15 protein-coding genes are annotated in these 19,979 nt (G+C 67.5%); 13 read left to right on the top strand and 2 right to left on the bottom strand.

The genetic code is table 11. The features are described 5' to 3' along the window. Positions 1–114: 114 nt before the first annotated feature. From K883_RS05090 to K883_RS05055, 8 genes are all read left to right on the top strand, one after another. Complete coding sequence (locus K883_RS05090; RefSeq protein WP_086427211.1) at positions 115–3,636, top strand: DNA-directed RNA polymerase subunit beta; 3,522 nt, start codon at positions 115–117, stop codon at positions 3,634–3,636. A gap of 41 nt (positions 3,637–3,677) precedes the next feature. Beyond that, entirely contained in the window at positions 3,678–7,628 is a 3,951-nt protein-coding gene (locus tag K883_RS05085; protein WP_007167803.1) for a DNA-directed RNA polymerase subunit beta', read from the top strand. A gap of 188 nt (positions 7,629–7,816) precedes the next feature. Continuing rightward, complete coding sequence (locus K883_RS05080; RefSeq protein WP_020823611.1) at positions 7,817–8,572, top strand: deoxyribonuclease IV; 756 nt, start codon at positions 7,817–7,819, stop codon at positions 8,570–8,572. A 27-nt stretch (positions 8,573–8,599) separates the two neighbouring features. Continuing rightward, positions 8,600–9,439, top strand: coding sequence for an extracellular catalytic domain type 1 short-chain-length polyhydroxyalkanoate depolymerase (locus K883_RS05075; RefSeq protein WP_020823610.1), 840 nt, complete (start codon positions 8,600–8,602; stop codon positions 9,437–9,439). A gap of 47 nt (positions 9,440–9,486) precedes the next feature. Next, positions 9,487–11,124 (top strand): acyl-CoA dehydrogenase family protein, encoded by a 1,638-nt coding sequence (locus tag K883_RS05070; protein ID WP_020823609.1) that lies wholly within the window; start codon positions 9,487–9,489, stop codon positions 11,122–11,124. Further along, complete coding sequence (locus K883_RS05065; protein WP_008260861.1) at positions 11,121–12,059, top strand: crotonase/enoyl-CoA hydratase family protein; 939 nt, start codon at positions 11,121–11,123, stop codon at positions 12,057–12,059. The genes K883_RS05070 and K883_RS05065 overlap by 4 nt, the downstream gene beginning before the upstream one ends. Positions 12,060–12,061: 2 nt before the next feature. Next, positions 12,062–12,781, top strand: coding sequence for a PaaX family transcriptional regulator C-terminal domain-containing protein (locus tag K883_RS05060; protein WP_020823608.1), 720 nt, complete (start codon positions 12,062–12,064; stop codon positions 12,779–12,781). Beyond that, positions 12,778–13,545, top strand: coding sequence for a crotonase/enoyl-CoA hydratase family protein (locus K883_RS05055; protein WP_008260858.1), 768 nt, complete (start codon positions 12,778–12,780; stop codon positions 13,543–13,545). The genes K883_RS05060 and K883_RS05055 overlap by 4 nt, the downstream gene beginning before the upstream one ends. Before the next feature lie 39 nt (positions 13,546–13,584). Here K883_RS05055 and K883_RS05050 read toward each other — a convergent pair whose 3' ends face one another. Both K883_RS05050 and K883_RS05045 read right to left on the bottom strand, forming a co-directional pair. Next, the gene (locus tag K883_RS05050) at positions 13,585–14,046 is read right to left on the bottom strand and encodes a DUF3060 domain-containing protein (protein WP_051197770.1); all 462 of its coding nucleotides are present in this window, start codon (positions 14,044–14,046) and stop codon (positions 13,585–13,587) included. A 29-nt stretch (positions 14,047–14,075) separates the two neighbouring features. Then, positions 14,076–14,453 carry a DUF3060 domain-containing protein gene (locus tag K883_RS05045; RefSeq protein ID WP_020823605.1) on the bottom strand — a complete coding sequence of 126 codons (378 nt, stop codon included), beginning with the start codon at positions 14,451–14,453 and terminating at the stop codon, positions 14,076–14,078. 196 nt (positions 14,454–14,649) lie between these two features. Between K883_RS05045 and K883_RS05040 the strand changes: the two genes are divergently transcribed. From K883_RS05040 to tuf, 5 genes are all read left to right on the top strand, one after another. Next, the gene (locus K883_RS05040) at positions 14,650–15,294 is read left to right on the top strand and encodes a TetR/AcrR family transcriptional regulator (protein ID WP_008260853.1); all 645 of its coding nucleotides are present in this window, start codon (positions 14,650–14,652) and stop codon (positions 15,292–15,294) included. Between the two features lie 268 nt (positions 15,295–15,562). After that, a complete protein-coding gene (gene rpsL / locus K883_RS05035) occupies positions 15,563–15,937 on the top strand; it encodes a 30S ribosomal protein S12 (protein ID WP_007767794.1) in 375 nt (124 codons plus the stop codon). Then, positions 15,937–16,407 (top strand): 30S ribosomal protein S7, encoded by a 471-nt coding sequence (gene rpsG, locus K883_RS05030; RefSeq protein WP_008260850.1) that lies wholly within the window; start codon positions 15,937–15,939, stop codon positions 16,405–16,407. Before rpsL ends, rpsG begins: the two co-directional genes overlap by 1 nt. Before the next feature lie 81 nt (positions 16,408–16,488). Continuing rightward, a complete protein-coding gene (fusA, locus tag K883_RS05025) occupies positions 16,489–18,594 on the top strand; it encodes an elongation factor G (RefSeq protein WP_008260848.1) in 2,106 nt (701 codons plus the stop codon). Positions 18,595–18,704: 110 nt separating this feature from the next. Then, a complete protein-coding gene (tuf, locus tag K883_RS05020; RefSeq protein ID WP_008260847.1) occupies positions 18,705–19,895 on the top strand; it encodes an elongation factor Tu in 1,191 nt (396 codons plus the stop codon). Positions 19,896–19,979: the final 84 nt, after the last annotated feature.

Below are 19,979 nucleotides of genomic sequence, written 5' to 3'. Positions count from 1 at the left end.
TTGTGCGCGTGAGACTCGGACAGATCGTTCGCCGGCCTAACCGACACAATTCGCGGCGAACAGACCGGTGGTCCCGGTTTTCGTGAGTCGCACGAGGTGCTGGAAGGATGCATCTTGGCTGATTCTCGCCAGAGCAAAACGGATCGCCCACAGAGTTCCTCAAACGGAAGTTCCTCAAACGGCTCCGTGCCCGGAGCCCCCAACCGAGTTTCCTTCGCCAAGCTCCGCGAACCGCTCGAGGTTCCCGGCCTGCTCGACGTGCAGATCGACTCCTTCGAGTGGTTGATCGGCTCGCCGCGCTGGCGTGAGGCCGCGGCCGCCCGCGGCGACGTCAAGCCGGTGGGTGGCCTCGAAGAGGTGCTCTTGGAGCTCTCGCCGATCGAAGACTTCTCCGGCTCGATGTCGCTGTCGTTCTCCGACCCGCGTTTCGACGAGGTCAAGGCGCCGGTCGACGAGTGCAAAGACAAGGACATGACGTACGCGGCCCCGCTGTTCGTCACGGCCGAGTTCATCAACAACAACACCGGCGAGATCAAGAGCCAGACGGTGTTCATGGGCGACTTCCCGATGATGACCGAGAAGGGCACCTTCATCATCAACGGGACCGAGCGCGTCGTCGTCAGCCAGCTGGTGCGGTCGCCCGGCGTCTACTTCGACGAGACCATCGACAAGTCCACCGAGAAGCTGCTGCACAGCGTCAAGGTGATCCCCAGCCGCGGCGCGTGGCTGGAGTTCGACGTCGACAAGCGCGACACCGTCGGCGTGCGCATCGACCGCAAGCGCCGCCAGCCGGTCACCGTGCTGCTCAAGGCGCTGGGCTGGACCAACGAGCAGATCCACGAGCGGTTCGGCTTCTCCGAGATCATGATGGGCACGCTGGAGAAGGACAACACCGCCGGCACCGACGAGGCGCTGCTGGACATCTACCGCAAGCTGCGCCCGGGCGAGCCGCCGACCAAGGAGTCCGCGCAGACCCTGCTGGAGAACCTGTTCTTCAAGGAGAAGCGCTACGACCTGGCCCGCGTCGGCCGCTACAAGGTCAACAAGAAGCTGGGCCTGCACGCCGGCGAGCCGATCACGTCGTCCACGCTGACCGAGGAAGACGTCGTCGCGACCATCGAGTACCTGGTGCGCCTGCACCACGCCCGCACCGATGGCCACCCCGCCGTCATGACCGTGCCCGGCGGCATCGAGGTGCCGGTGGAGACCGACGACATCGACCACTTCGGCAACCGCCGGCTGCGCACCGTCGGCGAGCTGATCCAGAACCAGATCCGGGTCGGCATGTCCCGCATGGAGCGGGTGGTCCGCGAGCGGATGACCACCCAGGACGTCGAGGCGATCACGCCGCAGACCCTGATCAACATCCGGCCGGTGGTGGCCGCGATCAAGGAGTTCTTCGGCACCAGCCAGCTCTCCCAGTTCATGGACCAGAACAACCCGCTGTCGGGTCTGACCCACAAGCGCCGCCTGTCGGCGCTGGGCCCGGGCGGTCTGTCCCGTGAGCGGGCCGGCCTCGAGGTGCGCGACGTGCACCCGTCGCACTACGGCCGGATGTGCCCGATCGAGACCCCGGAGGGTCCCAACATCGGCCTGATCGGCTCGCTGTCGGTGTACGCGCGGGTCAACCCGTTCGGGTTCATCGAGACGCCGTACCGCAAGGTCGTCGACGGTGTGGTCACCGACGAGATCCACTACCTGACCGCCGACGAGGAGGACCGCCACGTCGTGGCGCAGGCCAACTCGCCGATCGACGCGAGCGGCCGGTTCGAGGAGTCGCGCGTGCTGGTCCGCCGGAAGGCCGGCGAGGTCGAGTACGTGCCGTCGTCCGAGGTGGACTACATGGACGTGTCGCCGCGCCAGATGGTGTCGGTGGCCACCGCCATGATCCCGTTCCTCGAGCACGACGACGCCAACCGTGCCCTGATGGGCGCCAACATGCAGCGCCAGGCGGTCCCGCTGGTGCGCAGCGAGGCGCCGCTGGTGGGCACCGGCATGGAGTTGCGCGCCGCGATCGACGCCGGTGACGTCGTCGTCGCGGACAAGGCCGGGGTGATCGAGGAGGTCTCGGCCGACTACATCACCGTGATGGCCGACGATGGCACCCGGCACACCTACCGGATGCGCAAGTTCGAGCGCTCCAACCACGGCACGTGCGCCAACCAGTCGCCGATCGTGGACGCGGGCGACCGGGTCGAGGCCGGCCAGGTCATCGCCGACGGTCCGTGCACCGAGAACGGCGAGATGGCGCTGGGCAAGAACCTGCTCGTGGCGATCATGCCGTGGGAGGGCCACAACTACGAGGACGCGATCATCCTCTCCAACCGCCTGGTCGAAGAGGACGTGCTCACCTCGATCCACATCGAGGAGCACGAGATCGATGCCCGCGACACCAAGCTGGGCGCCGAGGAGATCACCCGGGACATCCCGAACGTCTCCGATGAGGTGCTGGCCGACCTCGACGAGCGCGGCATCGTCCGCATCGGCGCCGAGGTCCGCGACGGCGACATCCTGGTCGGCAAGGTCACCCCGAAGGGTGAGACCGAGCTGACCCCGGAGGAGCGGCTCCTGCGGGCGATCTTCGGCGAGAAGGCCCGCGAGGTGCGCGACACCTCGCTGAAGGTGCCGCACGGCGAGTCCGGCAAGGTCATCGGCATCCGGGTGTTCTCCCGCGAGGACGACGACGAGCTGCCGGCCGGCGTCAACGAACTGGTCCGCGTCTACGTGGCCCAGAAGCGCAAGATCTCCGACGGCGACAAGCTGGCGGGCCGGCACGGCAACAAGGGCGTGATCGGCAAGATCCTGGCGCAGGAGGACATGCCGTTCCTGCCGGACGGCACGCCGGTGGACATCATCCTGAACACCCACGGGGTGCCGCGACGGATGAACATCGGCCAGATCCTGGAGACCCACCTCGGGTGGGTGGCCAAGTCCGGCTGGAATATCGAGGGTTCACCCGACTGGGCGGCCAACCTGCCCGAGGACCTGCTGCACGCGCAGCCGAACGCCATCGTCTCGACGCCGGTGTTCGACGGCGCCCGGGAGGCGGAGCTGCAGGGGCTGCTGTCCTGCACGCTGCCGAACCGGGACAACGAGGTGATGGTCGACGGCGACGGCAAGGCGGTGCTGTTCGACGGCCGCAGCGGTGAGCCGTTCCCGTACCCGGTGACCGTCGGCTACATGTACATCATGAAGCTGCACCACCTGGTGGACGACAAGATCCACGCCCGCTCCACCGGCCCGTACTCGATGATCACCCAGCAGCCGCTGGGTGGTAAGGCGCAGTTCGGTGGCCAGCGGTTCGGCGAGATGGAGTGCTGGGCCATGCAGGCCTACGGCGCCGCATACACGCTGCAGGAGCTGTTGACCATCAAGTCCGACGACACCGTCGGCCGGGTCAAGGTGTACGAGGCGATCGTCAAGGGCGAGAACATCCCCGAGCCGGGCATCCCCGAGTCGTTCAAGGTGCTGCTCAAAGAGCTGCAGTCGCTGTGCCTGAACGTCGAGGTGCTCTCGTCGGACGGCGCGGCGATCGAACTGCGCGAAGGCGAGGACGAGGACCTCGAGCGGGCCGCGGCCAACTTGGGAATCAACCTGTCCCGCAACGAATCCGCGTCCGTTGAGGACCTGGCTTAATCACTTCTAGTCACTAAACCCGCAAGGGGAAAGGGAGTTACGTGCTCGACGTCAACTTCTTCGATGAACTCCGTATCGGCCTGGCCACCGCGGAGGACATCAGGCAATGGTCTTACGGCGAGGTCAAGAAGCCGGAGACGATCAACTACCGCACGCTCAAGCCGGAGAAGGACGGGCTGTTCTGCGAGAAGATCTTCGGACCGACTCGCGACTGGGAGTGCTACTGCGGCAAGTACAAGCGCGTCCGCTTCAAGGGCATCATCTGTGAGCGCTGCGGCGTCGAGGTGACCCGCGCCAAGGTGCGCCGGGAGCGGATGGGCCACATCGAACTGGCCGCCCCCGTCACGCACATCTGGTACTTCAAGGGCGTGCCCTCGCGCCTGGGCTACCTGCTCGACCTCGCCCCGAAGGATCTCGAGAAGATCATCTACTTCGCGGCGTACGTCATCACGTCGGTCGACGACGAGATGCGGCACAACGAGCTGTCCACGCTCGAGGCCGAAATGATGGTGGAGCGCAAGGCCGTTGAGGACCAGCGCGACGCCGACCTGGAGGCCCGCGCCCAGAAGCTGGAGGCCGACCTGGCCGAGCTGGAGGCCGAGGGCGCCAAGGCCGACGCGCGTCGCAAGGTGCGCGACGGCGGCGAGCGCGAGATGCGCCAGCTCCGGGACCGCGCCCAGCGCGAGCTGGACCGGCTGGAGGACATCTGGAACACCTTCACCAAGCTGGCCCCCAAGCAGCTGATCGTCGACGAGAACCTCTACCGCGAGCTCGTCGACCGTTACGGCGAGTACTTCACCGGCGCCATGGGCGCGGAGTCGATCCAGAAGCTGATCGAGAACTTCGACATCGACGCCGAGGCCGACTCGCTGCGTGACGTCATCCGGAACGGCAAGGGGCAGAAGAAGCTTCGCGCCCTCAAGCGGCTCAAGGTGGTCGCCGCCTTCCAGCAGTCGGGTAACTCCCCGATGGGCATGGTGCTCGACGCCGTCCCGGTGATCCCGCCGGAGCTGCGGCCGATGGTGCAGCTCGACGGTGGCCGGTTCGCCACCAGCGACCTCAACGACCTGTACCGCCGGGTCATCAACCGCAACAACCGGCTCAAGAGGCTGATCGACCTCGGCGCGCCCGAGATCATCGTCAACAACGAGAAGCGGATGCTGCAGGAGTCCGTCGACGCGCTGTTCGACAACGGCCGCCGCGGCCGCCCGGTCACCGGGCCGGGCAACCGTCCGCTCAAGTCGCTGTCGGATCTGTTGAAGGGCAAGCAGGGCCGGTTCCGCCAGAACCTGCTCGGTAAGCGCGTCGACTACTCCGGCCGTTCGGTCATCGTGGTCGGCCCGCAGCTCAAGCTGCACCAGTGCGGGCTGCCCAAGCTGATGGCGCTCGAGCTGTTCAAGCCGTTCGTGATGAAGCGGCTCGTCGACCTCAACCACGCGCAGAACATCAAGAGCGCCAAGCGCATGGTGGAGCGCCAGCGCCCCCAGGTGTGGGACGTCCTGGAAGAGGTCATCGCCGAGCACCCGGTGCTGCTGAACCGCGCACCCACCCTGCACCGGCTGGGCATCCAGGCCTTCGAGCCGATGCTGGTGGAGGGCAAGGCCATTCAGCTGCACCCGCTGGTGTGTGAGGCCTTCAACGCCGACTTCGACGGCGACCAGATGGCGGTGCACCTGCCGCTGAGCGCGGAGGCGCAGGCCGAGGCGCGCATCCTGATGCTGTCGAGTAACAACATCCTGTCGCCCGCGTCGGGGCGCCCGCTGGCCATGCCGCGTCTGGACATGGTGACCGGGCTGTACTACCTGACCACCGAGGTCGACGCCGCCCTGGGCGAATTCCAGCCCGCCGCAAAGGATCAGCCGGAGGTCGGGGTGTACTCCTCGCCGGCCGAGGCGATCATGGCCGCCGACCGCGGCGTCCTGTCGGTGCGCGCCAAGATCAAGGTGCGACTGACGCAGCTGCGTCCGCCCGCCGAGATCGAGGCGGAGCTGTTCGGCGCCAACGGCTGGCAGCCGGGCGACGCCTGGATGGCCGACACCACGCTGGGCCGGGTGCTGTTCAACGAACTGCTGCCGGTGGGCTACCCGTTCGTGAACAAGCAGATGCACAAGAAGGTGCAGGCCGCCATCATCAACGACCTGGCCGAGCGCTACCCGATGATCGTGGTCGCGCAGACCGTCGACAAGCTCAAGGACGCCGGCTTCTACTGGGCGACCCGCAGCGGTGTCACCGTGTCGATGGCCGACGTGCTGGTTCCGCCGCGCAAGAAGGAGATCCTCGACCACTACGAGGAGCGGGCGGAGAAGGTCGAAAAGCAGTTCCAGCGTGGTGCTTTGAACCACGACGAGCGCAACGAGGCGCTGGTGGAGATCTGGAAGGAAGCCACCGACGAGGTCGGTCAGGCGCTGCGCGAGCACTACCCGAGCGACAACCCGATCATCACGATCGTCGACTCGGGCGCCACCGGTAACTTCACCCAGACCCGGACGCTGGCCGGCATGAAGGGCCTGGTGACCAACCCGAAGGGTGAGTTCATCCCGCGTCCGGTCAAGTCGTCGTTCCGCGAGGGCCTGACCGTGCTGGAGTACTTCATCAACACGCACGGCGCCCGAAAGGGCCTGGCGGACACCGCGTTGCGTACCGCCGACTCGGGTTACCTGACCCGTCGTCTGGTGGACGTGAGCCAGGACGTGATCGTCCGCGAGCACGACTGCGAGACCGAGCGCGGCATCCTGGTCGAGCTGGCCGAGCGCCAGCCCGACGGCACGCTGATCCGCGACCCGTACATCGAAACCTCGGCGTACGCGCGGACTTTGGGCACCGACGCGGTCGACGAGGCGGGCAACGTCGTCGTCGCCCGCGGCGAGGACCTGGGCGACCCGGAGATCGACGCTCTGCTGGCGGCGGGCATCACGCAGGTCAAGGTGCGCTCGGTGCTGACGTGCACCACGGGCACCGGCGTGTGCGCGACGTGCTACGGGCGGTCCATGGCGACCGGCAAGCTGGTCGACATCGGCGAGGCCGTCGGTATCGTCGCCGCGCAGTCCATCGGTGAGCCGGGCACGCAGCTGACGATGCGTACCTTCCACCAGGGTGGTGTCGGTGAGGACATCACCGGCGGTCTGCCGCGGGTGCAGGAGCTCTTCGAGGCCCGGGTGCCGCGCGGCAAGGCGCCGATCGCCGACGTCACCGGGCGGGTCCAGCTCGAGGACGGCGAGCGGTTCTACAAGATCACCATCGTTCCCGACGATGGGAGCGAGGAGGTCGTCTACGACAAGCTCTCCAAGCGGCAGCGGCTGCGTGTCTTCAAGCACGAGGACGGGTCCGAGCGGGTGCTGTCCGACGGCGACCACGTCGAGGTGGGCCAGCAGCTGATGGAGGGCTCGGCCGACCCGCACGAGGTGCTGCGCGTGCAGGGCCCGCGCGAGGTGCAGATCCACCTGGTCCGCGAGGTCCAGGAGGTCTACCGCGCCCAGGGTGTGTCGATCCACGACAAGCACATCGAGGTGATCGTTCGCCAGATGCTGCGCCGCGTCACCATCATCGACTCGGGCTCGACGGAGTTCCTGCCCGGCTCGCTGATCGACCGCGCGGAGTTCGAGGCGGAGAACCGTCGGGTGGTGGCCGAGGGCGGCGAGCCCGCCGCCGGCCGTCCGGTGCTGATGGGTATCACGAAGGCGTCGCTGGCCACCGACTCGTGGCTGTCCGCGGCGTCGTTCCAGGAGACCACGCGAGTGCTGACCGATGCGGCGATCAACTGCCGCAGCGACAAGCTCAACGGTCTGAAGGAGAACGTGATCATCGGAAAGCTGATCCCGGCCGGGACCGGCATCAACCGGTACCGCAACATCCAGGTGCAGCCGACCGAGGAGGCCCGGGCCGCCGCGTACACGATCCCGTCCTACGAGGATCAGTACTACAGCCCGGACTTCGGCCAGGCCACCGGCGCCGCGGTGCCGCTGGACGACTACGGCTACAGCGACTACCGGTAGTTTCTGCGACAACGAGAAAGCCCCGGGTTTCGCCCGGGGCTTTCTCGTTGCGTGGGGCGGCTGTTGATTGTCCGACCGAACGCCCGTTCAGCCGGGCGTTGCCAGTCGAACGCCCCGCCAGCCGGGCGTTCGACTGGCGGGAGGTTGCACTCTCGCCGCCGTCAGGACCCCTCACTACACTGGCCACCGTGCTCATCGGTTCGCATGTCCACCAGGATGACCCGCTGGCCGCCGCGCAGGCCGACGGCGCCGACGTCGTGCAGTTCTTCCTCGGCAACCCGCAGAGCTGGAAGAAGCCCAAGCCGCGTGACGACGCCGAGGCGCTCAAGGCGTCGACCATCCCGCTCTACATCCACGCGCCCTACCTGATCAACGTGGCCTCGGCCAACAACCGGGTCCGCATCCCGTCGCGCAAGATTCTGCAGGACACCTGCGACGCGGCCGCGGCGATCAGCGCGACGGCGGTGATCGTGCATGGCGGCCACGCCGACGATAACGACATGGACGCCGGCTTCGAACGGTGGGTCAAGGCGCTGGACTACCTGGAAACGGACGTGCCGGTCTACCTGGAGAACACCGCCGGCGGCGACCACGCGATGGCCCGCCATTTCGACACCATCGGCCGGTTGTGGGATCACATCGGCGACAAGGGAATTGGGTTCTGCCTGGACACCTGCCACGCCTGGGCCGCCGGCGAGCGGCTGATCGACGCGGTCGACCGCATCAAGGCGCTGACCGGCCGCATCGACCTGGTGCACTGCAACGACTCGAGGGACGCGGCGGGCTCCGGCGCCGACCGGCACGCCAACTTCGGCACCGGCCAGATCGATCCCGAGCTGCTCGCCGCGGTGGTCAAGGCCGCCGACGCCCCGGTGATCTGCGAAACCGCCGACGAGGGCCGCAAGGACGACATCGCGTTCCTGCGGGAGAAAACGGGCGGCTGAGCGCGGGCCAGCGCTTACCTTTGATCCATGCTGCGCCGGCTGGCCACGATCTCGGGTGTCGTCCTGGTGCTCGCGGGCTGCTTCCCCGGGGTCGCCAACGCGCCGACGGGCTTCGTGACCGGCACCAGCGTCCACCACCTCAAGGTCGGCGATCTCGATCGCAGCTATCGGCTGTACAAGCCCGCGGGAGTGGCGGCCTCGGCCCCGCTCGTGGTCATGATGCACGGTGTGTCGGGAAGCGCCAGGGAAGCCGAAAAGGACTACCACTGGGACGGTTTGGCCGATTCGGGCAAGTTCGTCGTCGCCTACCCGGACGGCCTCGACCACGCCTGGAACGTCGACGGCCAAACCTGCTGCGGCCGGTCCGGGCGAGAGGGCGTGGACGACGTCGGTTTCATCAGCGCGGCCGTCGCCGACATCGCCAAGAACGTCGGCATCGACACCGCCAAGGTCTACGCCACCGGCATGAGCAACGGCGGCATCATGTCCTACACGCTGGCCTGCACCACGGAGATCTTCGCCGCGATCGGCCCGGTCGCGGGCACCCAGCTGAACGTCTGCCGCACGCCGCATCCGATGTCGGTCATGCACATTCACGGCACCGCGGACGAGCTGGTGCCCTACGGCGGCGGGCCGGGCTACAGCGTGATCAACGGCCCGCCCGTGCCGGACGTGAATGCCTTCTGGCGCAACGTCGATCAGTGCGGCGCCCCGTCGGCCACCACCGACGGCCCGATCACCACCTCGACCGCGGGATGCGCCGACGGTCGCGGGGTCGTGCTCATCACGGTCGACCACGGCGACCACGAGTGGCCCGACTTCGCGACGCGACAACTGTGGGACTTCTTCGCCGCGCACCCACGCTGATCATTACACCTCTTGTGCAACTGTCGGAAAAATGTAACATTGATCCCATGCCGGATACCCATGTCGTCACCAACCAGGTCCCGCCCCTGGAAGACCACAACCCCGCCAGCTCGGCGGTGCTCATCGAGGCCCTGATTCGCGAGGGAGGGCAGTGGGGCCTGGACGAGGTGAACGAGGTCGGCGCCCTGTCGGCCAGCCGCGAGGCGCAGCGATGGGGCGAGCTCGCCGACCGCAACCGCCCCATCCTGCACACCCACGACCGCAACGGTCACCGGATCGACGAGGTCGAATACGACCCGGCGTACCACGAGCTGATGCGCGCGGCGATCACCCATGGCATGCACGCCGCGCCCTGGGCCGACGAGCGGCCGGGTGCGCACGTCGTGCGGGCCGCCAAGACCTCGGTGTGGACGGTCGAACCGGGGCACGTCTGCCCGATCTCGATGACGTACGCCGTGGTGCCCGCGCTGCGCTACAACCCCGAGCTGGCCAAGGTCTACGAGCCGCTGCTGACCTCCCGCGAATACGACCCCGAACTCCGGCCGGCCACCGCCAAGCCCGGCATCACGGCGGGCATGTCGATGACCGAGAAGCAGGGCGGCTCCGACGTGCGCGCCGGCACCACGCAGGCGATCCCCATTGGCCCCAACGCCTCCGGCACCTACAGCCTGACGGGCCACAAGTGGTTCACCTCGGCGCCGATGTGTGACATCTTCCTGGTGCTCGCGCAGGCACCCGGAGGGTTGTCGTGCTTCATGCTGCCGCGTGTGCTGCCCGACGGCACCCGCAACCGGATGTTCTTGCAGCGCCTCAAGGACAAGCTCGGCAACCACGCCAACGCCTCGAGCGAGGTCGAATACGACGGCGCGATCGCGTGGCTGGTGGGCGAGGAGGGCCGCGGCGTGCCGACCATCATCGAGATGGTCAACCTCACCCGGCTGGACTGCACCCTGGGCAGCGCCACCAGCATGCGCACCGGTTTGACCCGCGCGATCTACCACGCCCAGCACCGAAAGGCCTTCGGCGCCTACCTCATTGACCAGCCGCTGATGCGCAACGTGTTGGCCGACCTGGCCGTGGAGGCGGAGGCGGCCACCATGGTCGCGATGCGGATGGCCGGCGCCACCGACAAGGCGGTGCGCGGCGACGAGACCGAGGCGCTGCTGCGCCGGATCGGCCTGGCCGCCAGCAAGTACTGGGTGTGCAAGCGCTCCACCCCGCACGCCGCCGAAGCCCTGGAATGCCTGGGCGGCAACGGCTATGTGGAGGACTCGGGCATGCCGCGGCTGTACCGGGAGGCGCCGCTGATGGGCATCTGGGAGGGTTCGGGCAACGTCAGCGCGCTGGATACGTTGCGCGCCATGGCGACTCGCCCCGAATGCGTCGAGGTGCTGTTCGGCGAAATCGCCGAGAGCGCGGGCCAGGACCCGCGCCTGGGCAACCATGTCGCGCGGCTGCGCGCCGACCTGGCCAACCTGGAGACCATCGCCTACCGCGGCCGCAAGGTCGCCGAGGACATCTGCCTGGCGCTGCAGGGCTCGCTGCTGGTGCGCCACGGGCACCCCGCCGTCGCCGAGGCGTTCCTGACGACCCGGCTCGACCGCCAGTGGGGCGGCGCGTTCGGCACCATGCCCGACGGGCTCGACCTCGCGCCGATTCTCGAGCGTGCTCTAGTAAAGGGATGACTCACGCGATCAGGCCGGTCGACTTCGACAACCTGAAGACGATGACCTATGAGGTCACCGACCGGGTCGCCCGGATCACGTTCAACCGGCCGGAGAAGGGCAACGCGATCGTCGCGGACACGCCGCTGGAGCTCTCGGCGCTGGTGGAGCGCGCCGACCTCGACCCGAATGTGCACGTCATCCTGGTGTCCGGTCGCGGCGAGGGCTTCTGCGCCGGATTCGACCTGAGCGCCTACGCCGACCGCACCGGGTCGGCCGGCGGCACCGGCGCGTACGCGGGCACCGTGCTGGACGGAAAGACCCAGGCGGTCAACCATCTGGCGGATCAGCCGTGGGACCCGATGATCGATTACCAGATGATGAGCCGCTTCGTCCGGGGCTTTTCCAGCCTCATGCACGCCGACAAGCCCACGGTGGTCAAGATCCACGGCTACTGCGTGGCCGGGGGTACCGATATCGCGCTGCACGCCGACCAGGTGATCGCCGCCGCCGACGCCAAGATCGGCTACCCGCCCACCCGGGTGTGGGGCGTGCCGGCGGCCGGCCTGTGGGCGCACCGGCTCGGCGACGCGCGCGCGAAAAGGCTGCTGTTCACCGGCGATTGCATCACCGGCGCTCAGGCCGCCGAGTGGGGATGGGCGGTCGAGGCGCCGGATCCGGCGGATCTCGACGAGCGCACCGAGCGGCTGGTCGAGCGGATCGCCGCGGTGCCGGTCAATCAGCTGATCATGGTCAAGCTCGCGCTGAATTCCGCCCTGCTGCAACAGGGTGTGGCCACCAGCAGAATGGTCAGCACGGTGTTCGACGGTGTCGCCCGGCACACGCCCGAGGGCCACGCGTTCGTCGCCGACGCGGTCGAGCACGGATTCCGTGAGGCGGTGCGGCATCGCGACGAACCCTTCGGCGACCACGGCCGCCGGGCGTCCGGGGTGTAGCCATGCCGGACCTGACGGCGCGGTCGGTGGTGCTCAGCGTGCTGCTCGGCGCCCACCCGGCGCGCGCCCGCGCCAGCGAACTGGTCAGGCTCACTTCCGATTTCGGCATCAAGGAGTCGACGCTGCGAGTGGCGCTGACCCGGATGGTCGGCGCGGGCGACCTGGTCCGCAACGTCGACGGCTACCAACTCTCGGATCGCCTGCTCGCCCGCCAGCGGCGCCAGGACGATGCCATCGACCCGCGCGTGCGTCCCTGGCGCGGGGAGTGGGTCACCCTGGTCGTGACCAGCGTGGGAGACGACGCACGCACCCGGGCCGCGCTGCGAACCGCCATGCACGACAAGCGTTTTGGTGAGCTGCGCGAGGGGGTGTGGATGCGCCCCGACAACCTCGACGCGGAGCTCGGCCCCGACGTAAAGGCCAGGGTCCGGGTGCTGCGGGCGCGCGACGACGACCCCGCCGAGCTGGCCGCGCAGCTGTGGGACCTGCCCGCCTGGGCGCGGGCCGGGCACCGGTTGCTCGACGACATGGCCGCCGCGCCGGACATTCCCGGCCGTTTCGTGGTGGCCGCCGCGACCGTCCGGCACCTGCTCACCGACCCGGTCCTGCCCGACGAACTCCTGCCGGCCGACTGGCCCGGGGCCCGGCTGCGGGCGGCCTACCATGACTTCGCCGCTGAGCTGCTGCGGCGGCGCGAACCACTATGTGCGGAGGCGAGATGAGCGATCCGGTGCGCGTCGAGCGCAACGGCCGGGTGATCACCGTGATCATCGACCGGCCGGGGGCGCGCAACGCGGTCAACGGCCCGACGGCCGCCGCGCTGTATGCGGCGTTCGAGGAGTTCGACCGCGACGACACCGCGTCGGTCGCCGTGCTGTGGGGCGACGGCGGAACATTCTGCGCCGGAGCCGATTTGAAGGCGTTCGGCACACCGGACGCCAACGCCGTGCACCGGAGTGGCCCGGGCCCGATGGGCCCGACGCGGATGGTGCTGTCCAAGCCCGTCATCGCCGCGGTCAGCGGCTACGCCGTCGCCGGCGGCCTCGAGTTGGCCATCTGGTGTGATCTGCGGGTGGTCGAGGAGGACGCCGTGTTCGGGGTGTTCTGCCGGCGCTGGGGCGTTCCCCTGATCGATGGGGGCACCGTGCGGCTGCCGCGCCTGATCGGCCACAGCCGCGCGATGGACATGATCCTCACCGGCCGCGCCGTGGCCGCCGACGAAGCCCAGGCCATCGGGCTGGCGAACCGAGTGGTCCCCAAGGGCCAATCGCGCCGGGCCGCAGAGGAATTGGCGGCACAACTGTCGGCACTGCCGCAGCAGTGCCTGCGCTCGGACCGGCTCTCGGCGCTACACCAATGGGGGGCAACGGAATCCGAGGCGCTCGACTTCGAATTCGCCAGCATCTCCCGGGTGGCCGCGGAGGCGAACGAAGGGGCCGGGCGGTTCGCCGCCGGCGCGGGGCGTCACGGCGCGGCCGCCGATTGAGGGCGAGTTCGCCGCCGATCAAGGCCGGTGAGCCGCCGGTCAGCTGCCCTTGTTGATCGTGTTGTCCGAGCCGAGGTTGTCGACCTTGGGATCGCCGTCTTTGTAGGTGATGGTGTTGTTCATCCCGAGCACGGTGATGCGCTTCTCGACCTTGTCGAGGGTGATCTTGTTGTTGGTGCCGCCGATGTTCACCGTCGAGCAGCTGCCCGTGACGGTCAGGGTGTTGTCCGAACCGGCCACGTTCAACGACTTGCCGGTGGCGCAGTCGAGGTTGGTGGTGGTGCCCATCGACCCGTAGTTCACCGCGTTGCCGATCTCGAGGGACGCGGTGGTGCTCGCTCCGCTCGATCCCGTCGTCGGCGCGGCGCCGGCACTCGTCGTCGGGCTGCTCTTCGTCGTGGTGGTGGAGGAGGAGCCCGCCGGCGGGTTGGCCGTCGAGCTGCAGCCGGCCAGCACCAGGATCGCGGCGGCCGGTGCCAGGGCGAAGGTGTGCACACGCATCGTTGTTTGATTCCCCTCGGTATGGTGCCTCAGCCCGGCACCTGCTGGAGCCGGTTGGTCATGCCCAGTTCGCGGCCCCGGTCCCACAGGAACGGCTGACCGCCCTTGTAGAGCACGGTCTGGTCGTGGCCGTACACCGTGATGTCGTGCGAAACCGAGTCGGCGATAACGACATTCGACGAACCCATCACCGTCACGGCGTAACAGTTGCCCAGCGCGGTGACCGTCAGGAACGAGCCGTTGACCAGCAGCGTGGCGTCGTTGCAGTCGACCGTCTGCTCCATGTCCTCCCCGATGACATGGGTGTCGCCGTTCTTGGCCTGCGCAAGCCCCGGCACGGCCGCGAAACAGGCCACGATGGCGACGGCGCACGTGGCCAACGACCCGGCGACAGTTGTCCACTTCACTGCGGGCCCCCTCTTGGACGGGTCGTCTGCTCGAATGAGCCAAGCATGACATTACGTGCATTCGCCCGCCCGATGGCAGATTTTCTTTTGGTTTGCCGGGAGCTCATGCGCCTCCGGGGAGATTAATGTCTGACCGGGCGTCAACTAGAGTCATTAGTTAACCGCAACCCGTTCCCGCGATCGAAGGGCGACCGCCATGGCAGCTCAACCGGAATCGCCGTCGGCGGCCGGGCGCCAACGCGCGGGACGGCCCGGTTCGCGCCCGACCAAGCTCAGCCGGGAAGGGATCATCGACGGCGCGCTGACGTTCCTGGACCGCGAGGGCTGGGACGCCCTGACCATCAACGCGCTGGCAACGCAGTTGGGCACCAAGGGGCCGTCGCTGTACAACCACGTGGACAGCCTGGAGGACTTGCGCCGGGCGGTCCGGATCCGGGTGATCGACGACATCATCATGATGCTCAACCGGGTGGGCGAGGGCCGCGCCCGCGACGACGCGGTGCTCGTCATGGCCGGCGCGTACCGCAGCTACGCCCACCACCACCCGGGGCGCTACTCGGCCTTCACCCGGATGCCGCTGGGTGGCGAAGACGCCGAGTACGCGGCGGCGACCCGCAGCGCGGCCGCCCCGGTGATCGCCGTGCTGTCCTCCTACGGGCTCGACGGCGCCGAAGCCTTCCACGCCGCGCTGGAGTTCTGGTCCGCGATGCACGGCTTCGTGTTGCTCGAGATGACCGGCGTCATGGACGACATCGACACCGACGTGTTGTTCTCCGACATGGTGCTGCGCCTGGCGGCGGGTCTGGAACGGCGCACCGCCCACGACGGCGCCAGGGGCTAGGCCCCGTTGCGATCCCCGCTGGTCCGCCGCTTTGACCTGCGAGACCGGCGGCGGGTATTGTGGTTCCTCGTGCCTGGCGGCTTACGGCGCCTAACCGTAAGGAAGTGAATGCCGGGCGAATTCGCGTGTCCACCATGCATCGGACTTACGTCCGGTGCGCAGCGCATGCGACACACCCGGCCGCGGGGTGAAGCGGACGGTCATAACTGCAGTACACAGACTTGAAGACGCCAGAAATATGCCGAACACGAACAGAGAAAGCCGGTAGATGCCAACCATTCAGCAGCTGGTCCGCAAGGGTCGCCGGGACAAGGTCGCCAAGGTCAAGACCGCGGCCCTCAAGGGCAGCCCGCAGCGCCGTGGCGTATGCACCCGCGTGTACACCACCACTCCGAAGAAGCCGAACTCCGCTCTTCGGAAGGTCGCCCGCGTGAAGCTGACGAGCCAGGTTGAGGTGACGGCCTACATCCCCGGCGAGGGACACAACCTGCAGGAGCACTCGATGGTGCTGGTGCGTGGTGGCCGGGTGAAGGACCTGCCGGGTGTCCGGTACAAGATCATCCGCGGTTCGCTCGACACCCAGGGCGTCAAGAACCGCAAGCAGGCTCGCAGCCGTTACGGCGCCAAGAAGGAGAAGAGCTGATGCCGCGCAAGGGGCCCGCGCCGAAGCGCCCGTTGGTCAACGACCCGGTCTACGGGTCGCAGCTGGTCACCCAGCTGGTGAACAAAGTCCTGCTGCAGGGGAAGAAATCGCTCGCCGAGCGCATTGTTTATGGTGCGCTCGAACAAGCCCGGGACAAGACGGGCACCGATCCCGTGATCACGCTCAAGCGTGCTCTCGACAACGTCAAGCCCGCCCTGGAGGTGCGCAGCCGCCGCGTCGGTGGTGCCACCTATCAGGTGCCGGTCGAGGTGCGTCCGGATCGGTCCACCACGCTGGCACTGCGCTGGCTGGTCAGCTTCTCGCGGCAACGCCGGGAGAAGACCATGGTCGAGCGCCTGGCAAACGAGATCCTGGATGCCAGCAACGGCCTGGGTGCCGCCGTCAAACGACGCGAGGACACCCACAAGATGGCCGAGGCCAACCGCGCCTTCGCGCATTACCGCTGGTAGGTCTTTGCGGCCCGCGCGCCGGGGCGCTGGCCTGACCGCGACAGACAGCAATTAAGCAATCGAAAGAGTGGGAAGACTTCTGTGGCACAGAAGGACGTGCTGACCGACCTGACCAAGGTCCGCAACATCGGCATCATGGCGCACATCGACGCCGGCAAGACGACGACGACCGAGCGCATCCTCTACTACACCGGTATCAGCTACAAGATCGGTGAGGTGCACGACGGCGCCGCCACCATGGACTGGATGGAGCAGGAGCAGGAGCGGGGGATCACCATCACCTCCGCGGCCACCACCTGCTTCTGGAAAGACAACCAGATCAACATCATCGACACCCCCGGGCACGTCGACTTCACCGTGGAAGTCGAGCGCTCGCTCCGTGTCCTCGATGGCGCCGTCGCCGTCTTCGACGGCAAGGAGGGCGTGGAGCCGCAGTCCGAGCAGGTCTGGCGGCAGGCCGACAAGTACGACGTCCCGCGCATCTGCTTCGTCAACAAGATGGACAAGATCGGGGCCGACTTCTACTTCTCCGTGCGCACCATGGAGGAGCGCCTCGGCGCCAACGTCATCCCGATCCAGCTGCCCGTCGGCTCCGAGGGTGACTTCGAGGGCATCGTCGACCTGGTCGAGATGAACGCCAAGGTGTGGCGCGGCGAGACCAAGCTGGGCGAGACCTACGACACCATCGACATCCCGGCCGAGCTGGCCGAGAAGGCCGAGGAGTACCGCACCAAGCTCCTCGAGGCGGTCGCCGAGACCGACGAGGCGCTGCTGGAGAAGTACCTGGGCGGCGAGGAACTGTCGGTCGACGAGATCAAGGGTGCGCTGCGCAAGCTCACCATCAGCTCCGAGGCCTACCTGGTGCTGTGCGGCAGCGCGTTCAAGAACAAGGGCGTGCAGCCGATGCTGGACGCCGTGATCGACTACCTGCCCTCGCCGCTGGACGTGCCACCGGCCGTCGGCCACGCGCCGGGCAAGGAGGACGAAGAGGTCACCCGCAAGCCGTCGACCGACGAGCCGTTCTCCGCGCTCGCGTTCAAGGTCGCCACGCACCCGTTCTTCGGCAAGCTGACCTACGTCCGGGTGTACTCCGGCAAGGTCGACTCCGGCAGCCAGGTCATCAACGCCACCAAGGGCAAGAAGGAGCGGCTGGGCAAGCTGTTCCAGATGCACTCCAACAAGGAGAACCCGGTGGAGACCGCCTCGGCGGGTCACATCTACGCGGTGATCGGGCTCAAGGACACCACCACCGGTGACACCCTGAGCGACCCGAACCAGCAGGTCGTGCTGGAGTCGATGACCTTCCCCGACCCGGTCATCGAGGTGGCCATCGAGCCCAAGACCAAGAGCGACCAGGAGAAGCTGTCGCTGTCGATCCAGAAGCTCGCCGAGGAGGACCCGACCTTCAAGGTGCACCTGGACCACGAGACCGGCCAGACCGTGATCGGCGGGATGGGCGAGCTGCACCTGGACATCCTGGTGGACCGGATGCGCCGCGAGTTCAAGGTCGAGGCCAACGTCGGCAAGCCGCAGGTGGCCTACAAGGAGACCATCCGCCGCAAGGTGGAGAACGTCGAGTTCACCCACAAGAAGCAGACGGGCGGCTCCGGCCAGTTCGCGAAGGTCATCATCAACCTCGAGCCGTTCACCGGCGAGGACGGCGCGACCTACGAGTTCGAGAACAAGGTCACCGGTGGGCGCATCCCGCGTGAGTACATCCCGTCGGTGGACGCGGGCGCGCAGGACGCCATGCAGTACGGTGTCCTGGCCGGTTACCCGCTGGTGAACATGAAGGTCACCCTGCTCGACGGGGCGTTCCACGAGGTCGACTCGTCGGAGATGGCCTTCAAGATCGCCGGTTCGCAGGTGCTGAAAAAGGCTGCGGCGCAAGCGCAGCCAGTCATCCTGGAACCGATCATGGCCGTCGAGGTCACCACGCCCGAGGACTACATGGGCGATGTGATCGGCGACCTGAACTCCCGCCGTGGCCAGATCCAGGCCATGGAGGAGCGGAGCGGTGCGCGCGTCGTGAAAGCGCATGTGCCGCTGTCGGAGATGTTCGGCTACGTCGGCGACCTGCGGTCCAAGACCCAAGGCCGGGCGAACTACTCCATGGTCTTCGACTCGTACGCCGAAGTGCCGGCGAACGTGTCAAAGGAGATCATCGCGAAGGCGACGGGCCAGTAAACATTCGCTCGGAGTAATCTTGCCGGGTCATTGGAATGCCTTGGGCGCGGCACAACTGAAAACACCAACACTGCTTTAACAAGCACCAACTAGTCCAGGAGGACACAGAAGTGGCGAAGGCGAAGTTCGAGCGGACGAAGCCGCACGTCAACATCGGGACCATTGGTCACGTTGACCACGGCAAGACCACGCTGACCGCGGCTATCACCAAGGTTCTGCACGACAAGTACCCGGACCTGAACGAGTCCCGCGCGTTCGACCAGATCGACAACGCGCCCGAGGAGCGTCAGCGCGGTATCACCATCAACATCTCCCACGTGGAGTACCAGACCGACAAGCGTCACTACGCCCACGTCGACGCCCCGGGTCACGCCGACTACATCAAGAACATGATCACCGGTGCGGCCCAGATGGACGGCGCGATCCTGGTGGTCGCGGCCACCGACGGCCCGATGCCGCAGACCCGTGAGCACGTGCTGCTCGCCCGTCAGGTCGGTGTGCCCTACATCCTGGTCGCCCTGAACAAGGCCGACATGGTCGACGACGAGGAGCTCCTCGAGCTCGTCGAGATGGAGGTCCGCGAGCTGCTGGCCGCCCAGGAGTTCGACGAGGACGCCCCGGTGGTGCGGGTCTCCGCGCTCAAGGCGCTCGAGGGCGACGCCAAGTGGGTCGAGTCCGTCGAGCAGCTGATGGAGGCCGTCGACGAGTCGATCCCGGACCCGGTCCGCGAGACCGAGAAGCCGTTCCTGATGCCGGTGGAGGACGTCTTCACCATCACCGGGCGTGGCACCGTGGTCACCGGCCGTGTCGAGCGCGGTGTGATCAACGTGAACGAGGAAGTCGAGATCGTCGGCATCCGCCCGACCAGCACCAAGACCACGGTCACCGGTGTGGAGATGTTCCGCAAGCTGCTCGACCAGGGCCAGGCCGGTGACAACGTCGGTCTGCTGCTGCGTGGTATCAAGCGTGAGGACGTCGAGCGCGGCCAGGTCGTGACCAAGCCCGGCACCACCACGCCGCACACCGAGTTCGAGGGTCAGGTCTACATCCTGTCCAAGGACGAGGGCGGCCGGCACACGCCGTTCTTCAACAACTACCGTCCGCAGTTTTACTTCCGCACCACCGACGTGACCGGTGTGGTGACGCTGCCGGAGGGCACCGAGATGGTGATGCCCGGTGACAACACCAACATCTCGGTGAAGCTGATCCAGCCCGTCGCCATGGACGACGGTCTGCGGTTCGCGATCCGCGAGGGCGGCCGCACCGTCGGCGCCGGCCGGGTCGTCAAGATCATCAAGTAGTTCGCTACTGAGTCAGGTCGAAGCCCGGATTGCCCACACGGCAATCCGGGCTTCGTCTGCTGTGCGCACCGCCTTGCCGGACCG

This window comes from Mycobacterium sp. TKK-01-0059, from assembly GCF_000709305.1.
Classification (GTDB): domain Bacteria; phylum Actinomycetota; class Actinomycetes; order Mycobacteriales; family Mycobacteriaceae; genus Mycobacterium; species Mycobacterium intracellulare.
This window is presented reverse-complemented; position numbering and strand designations above follow the sequence as displayed.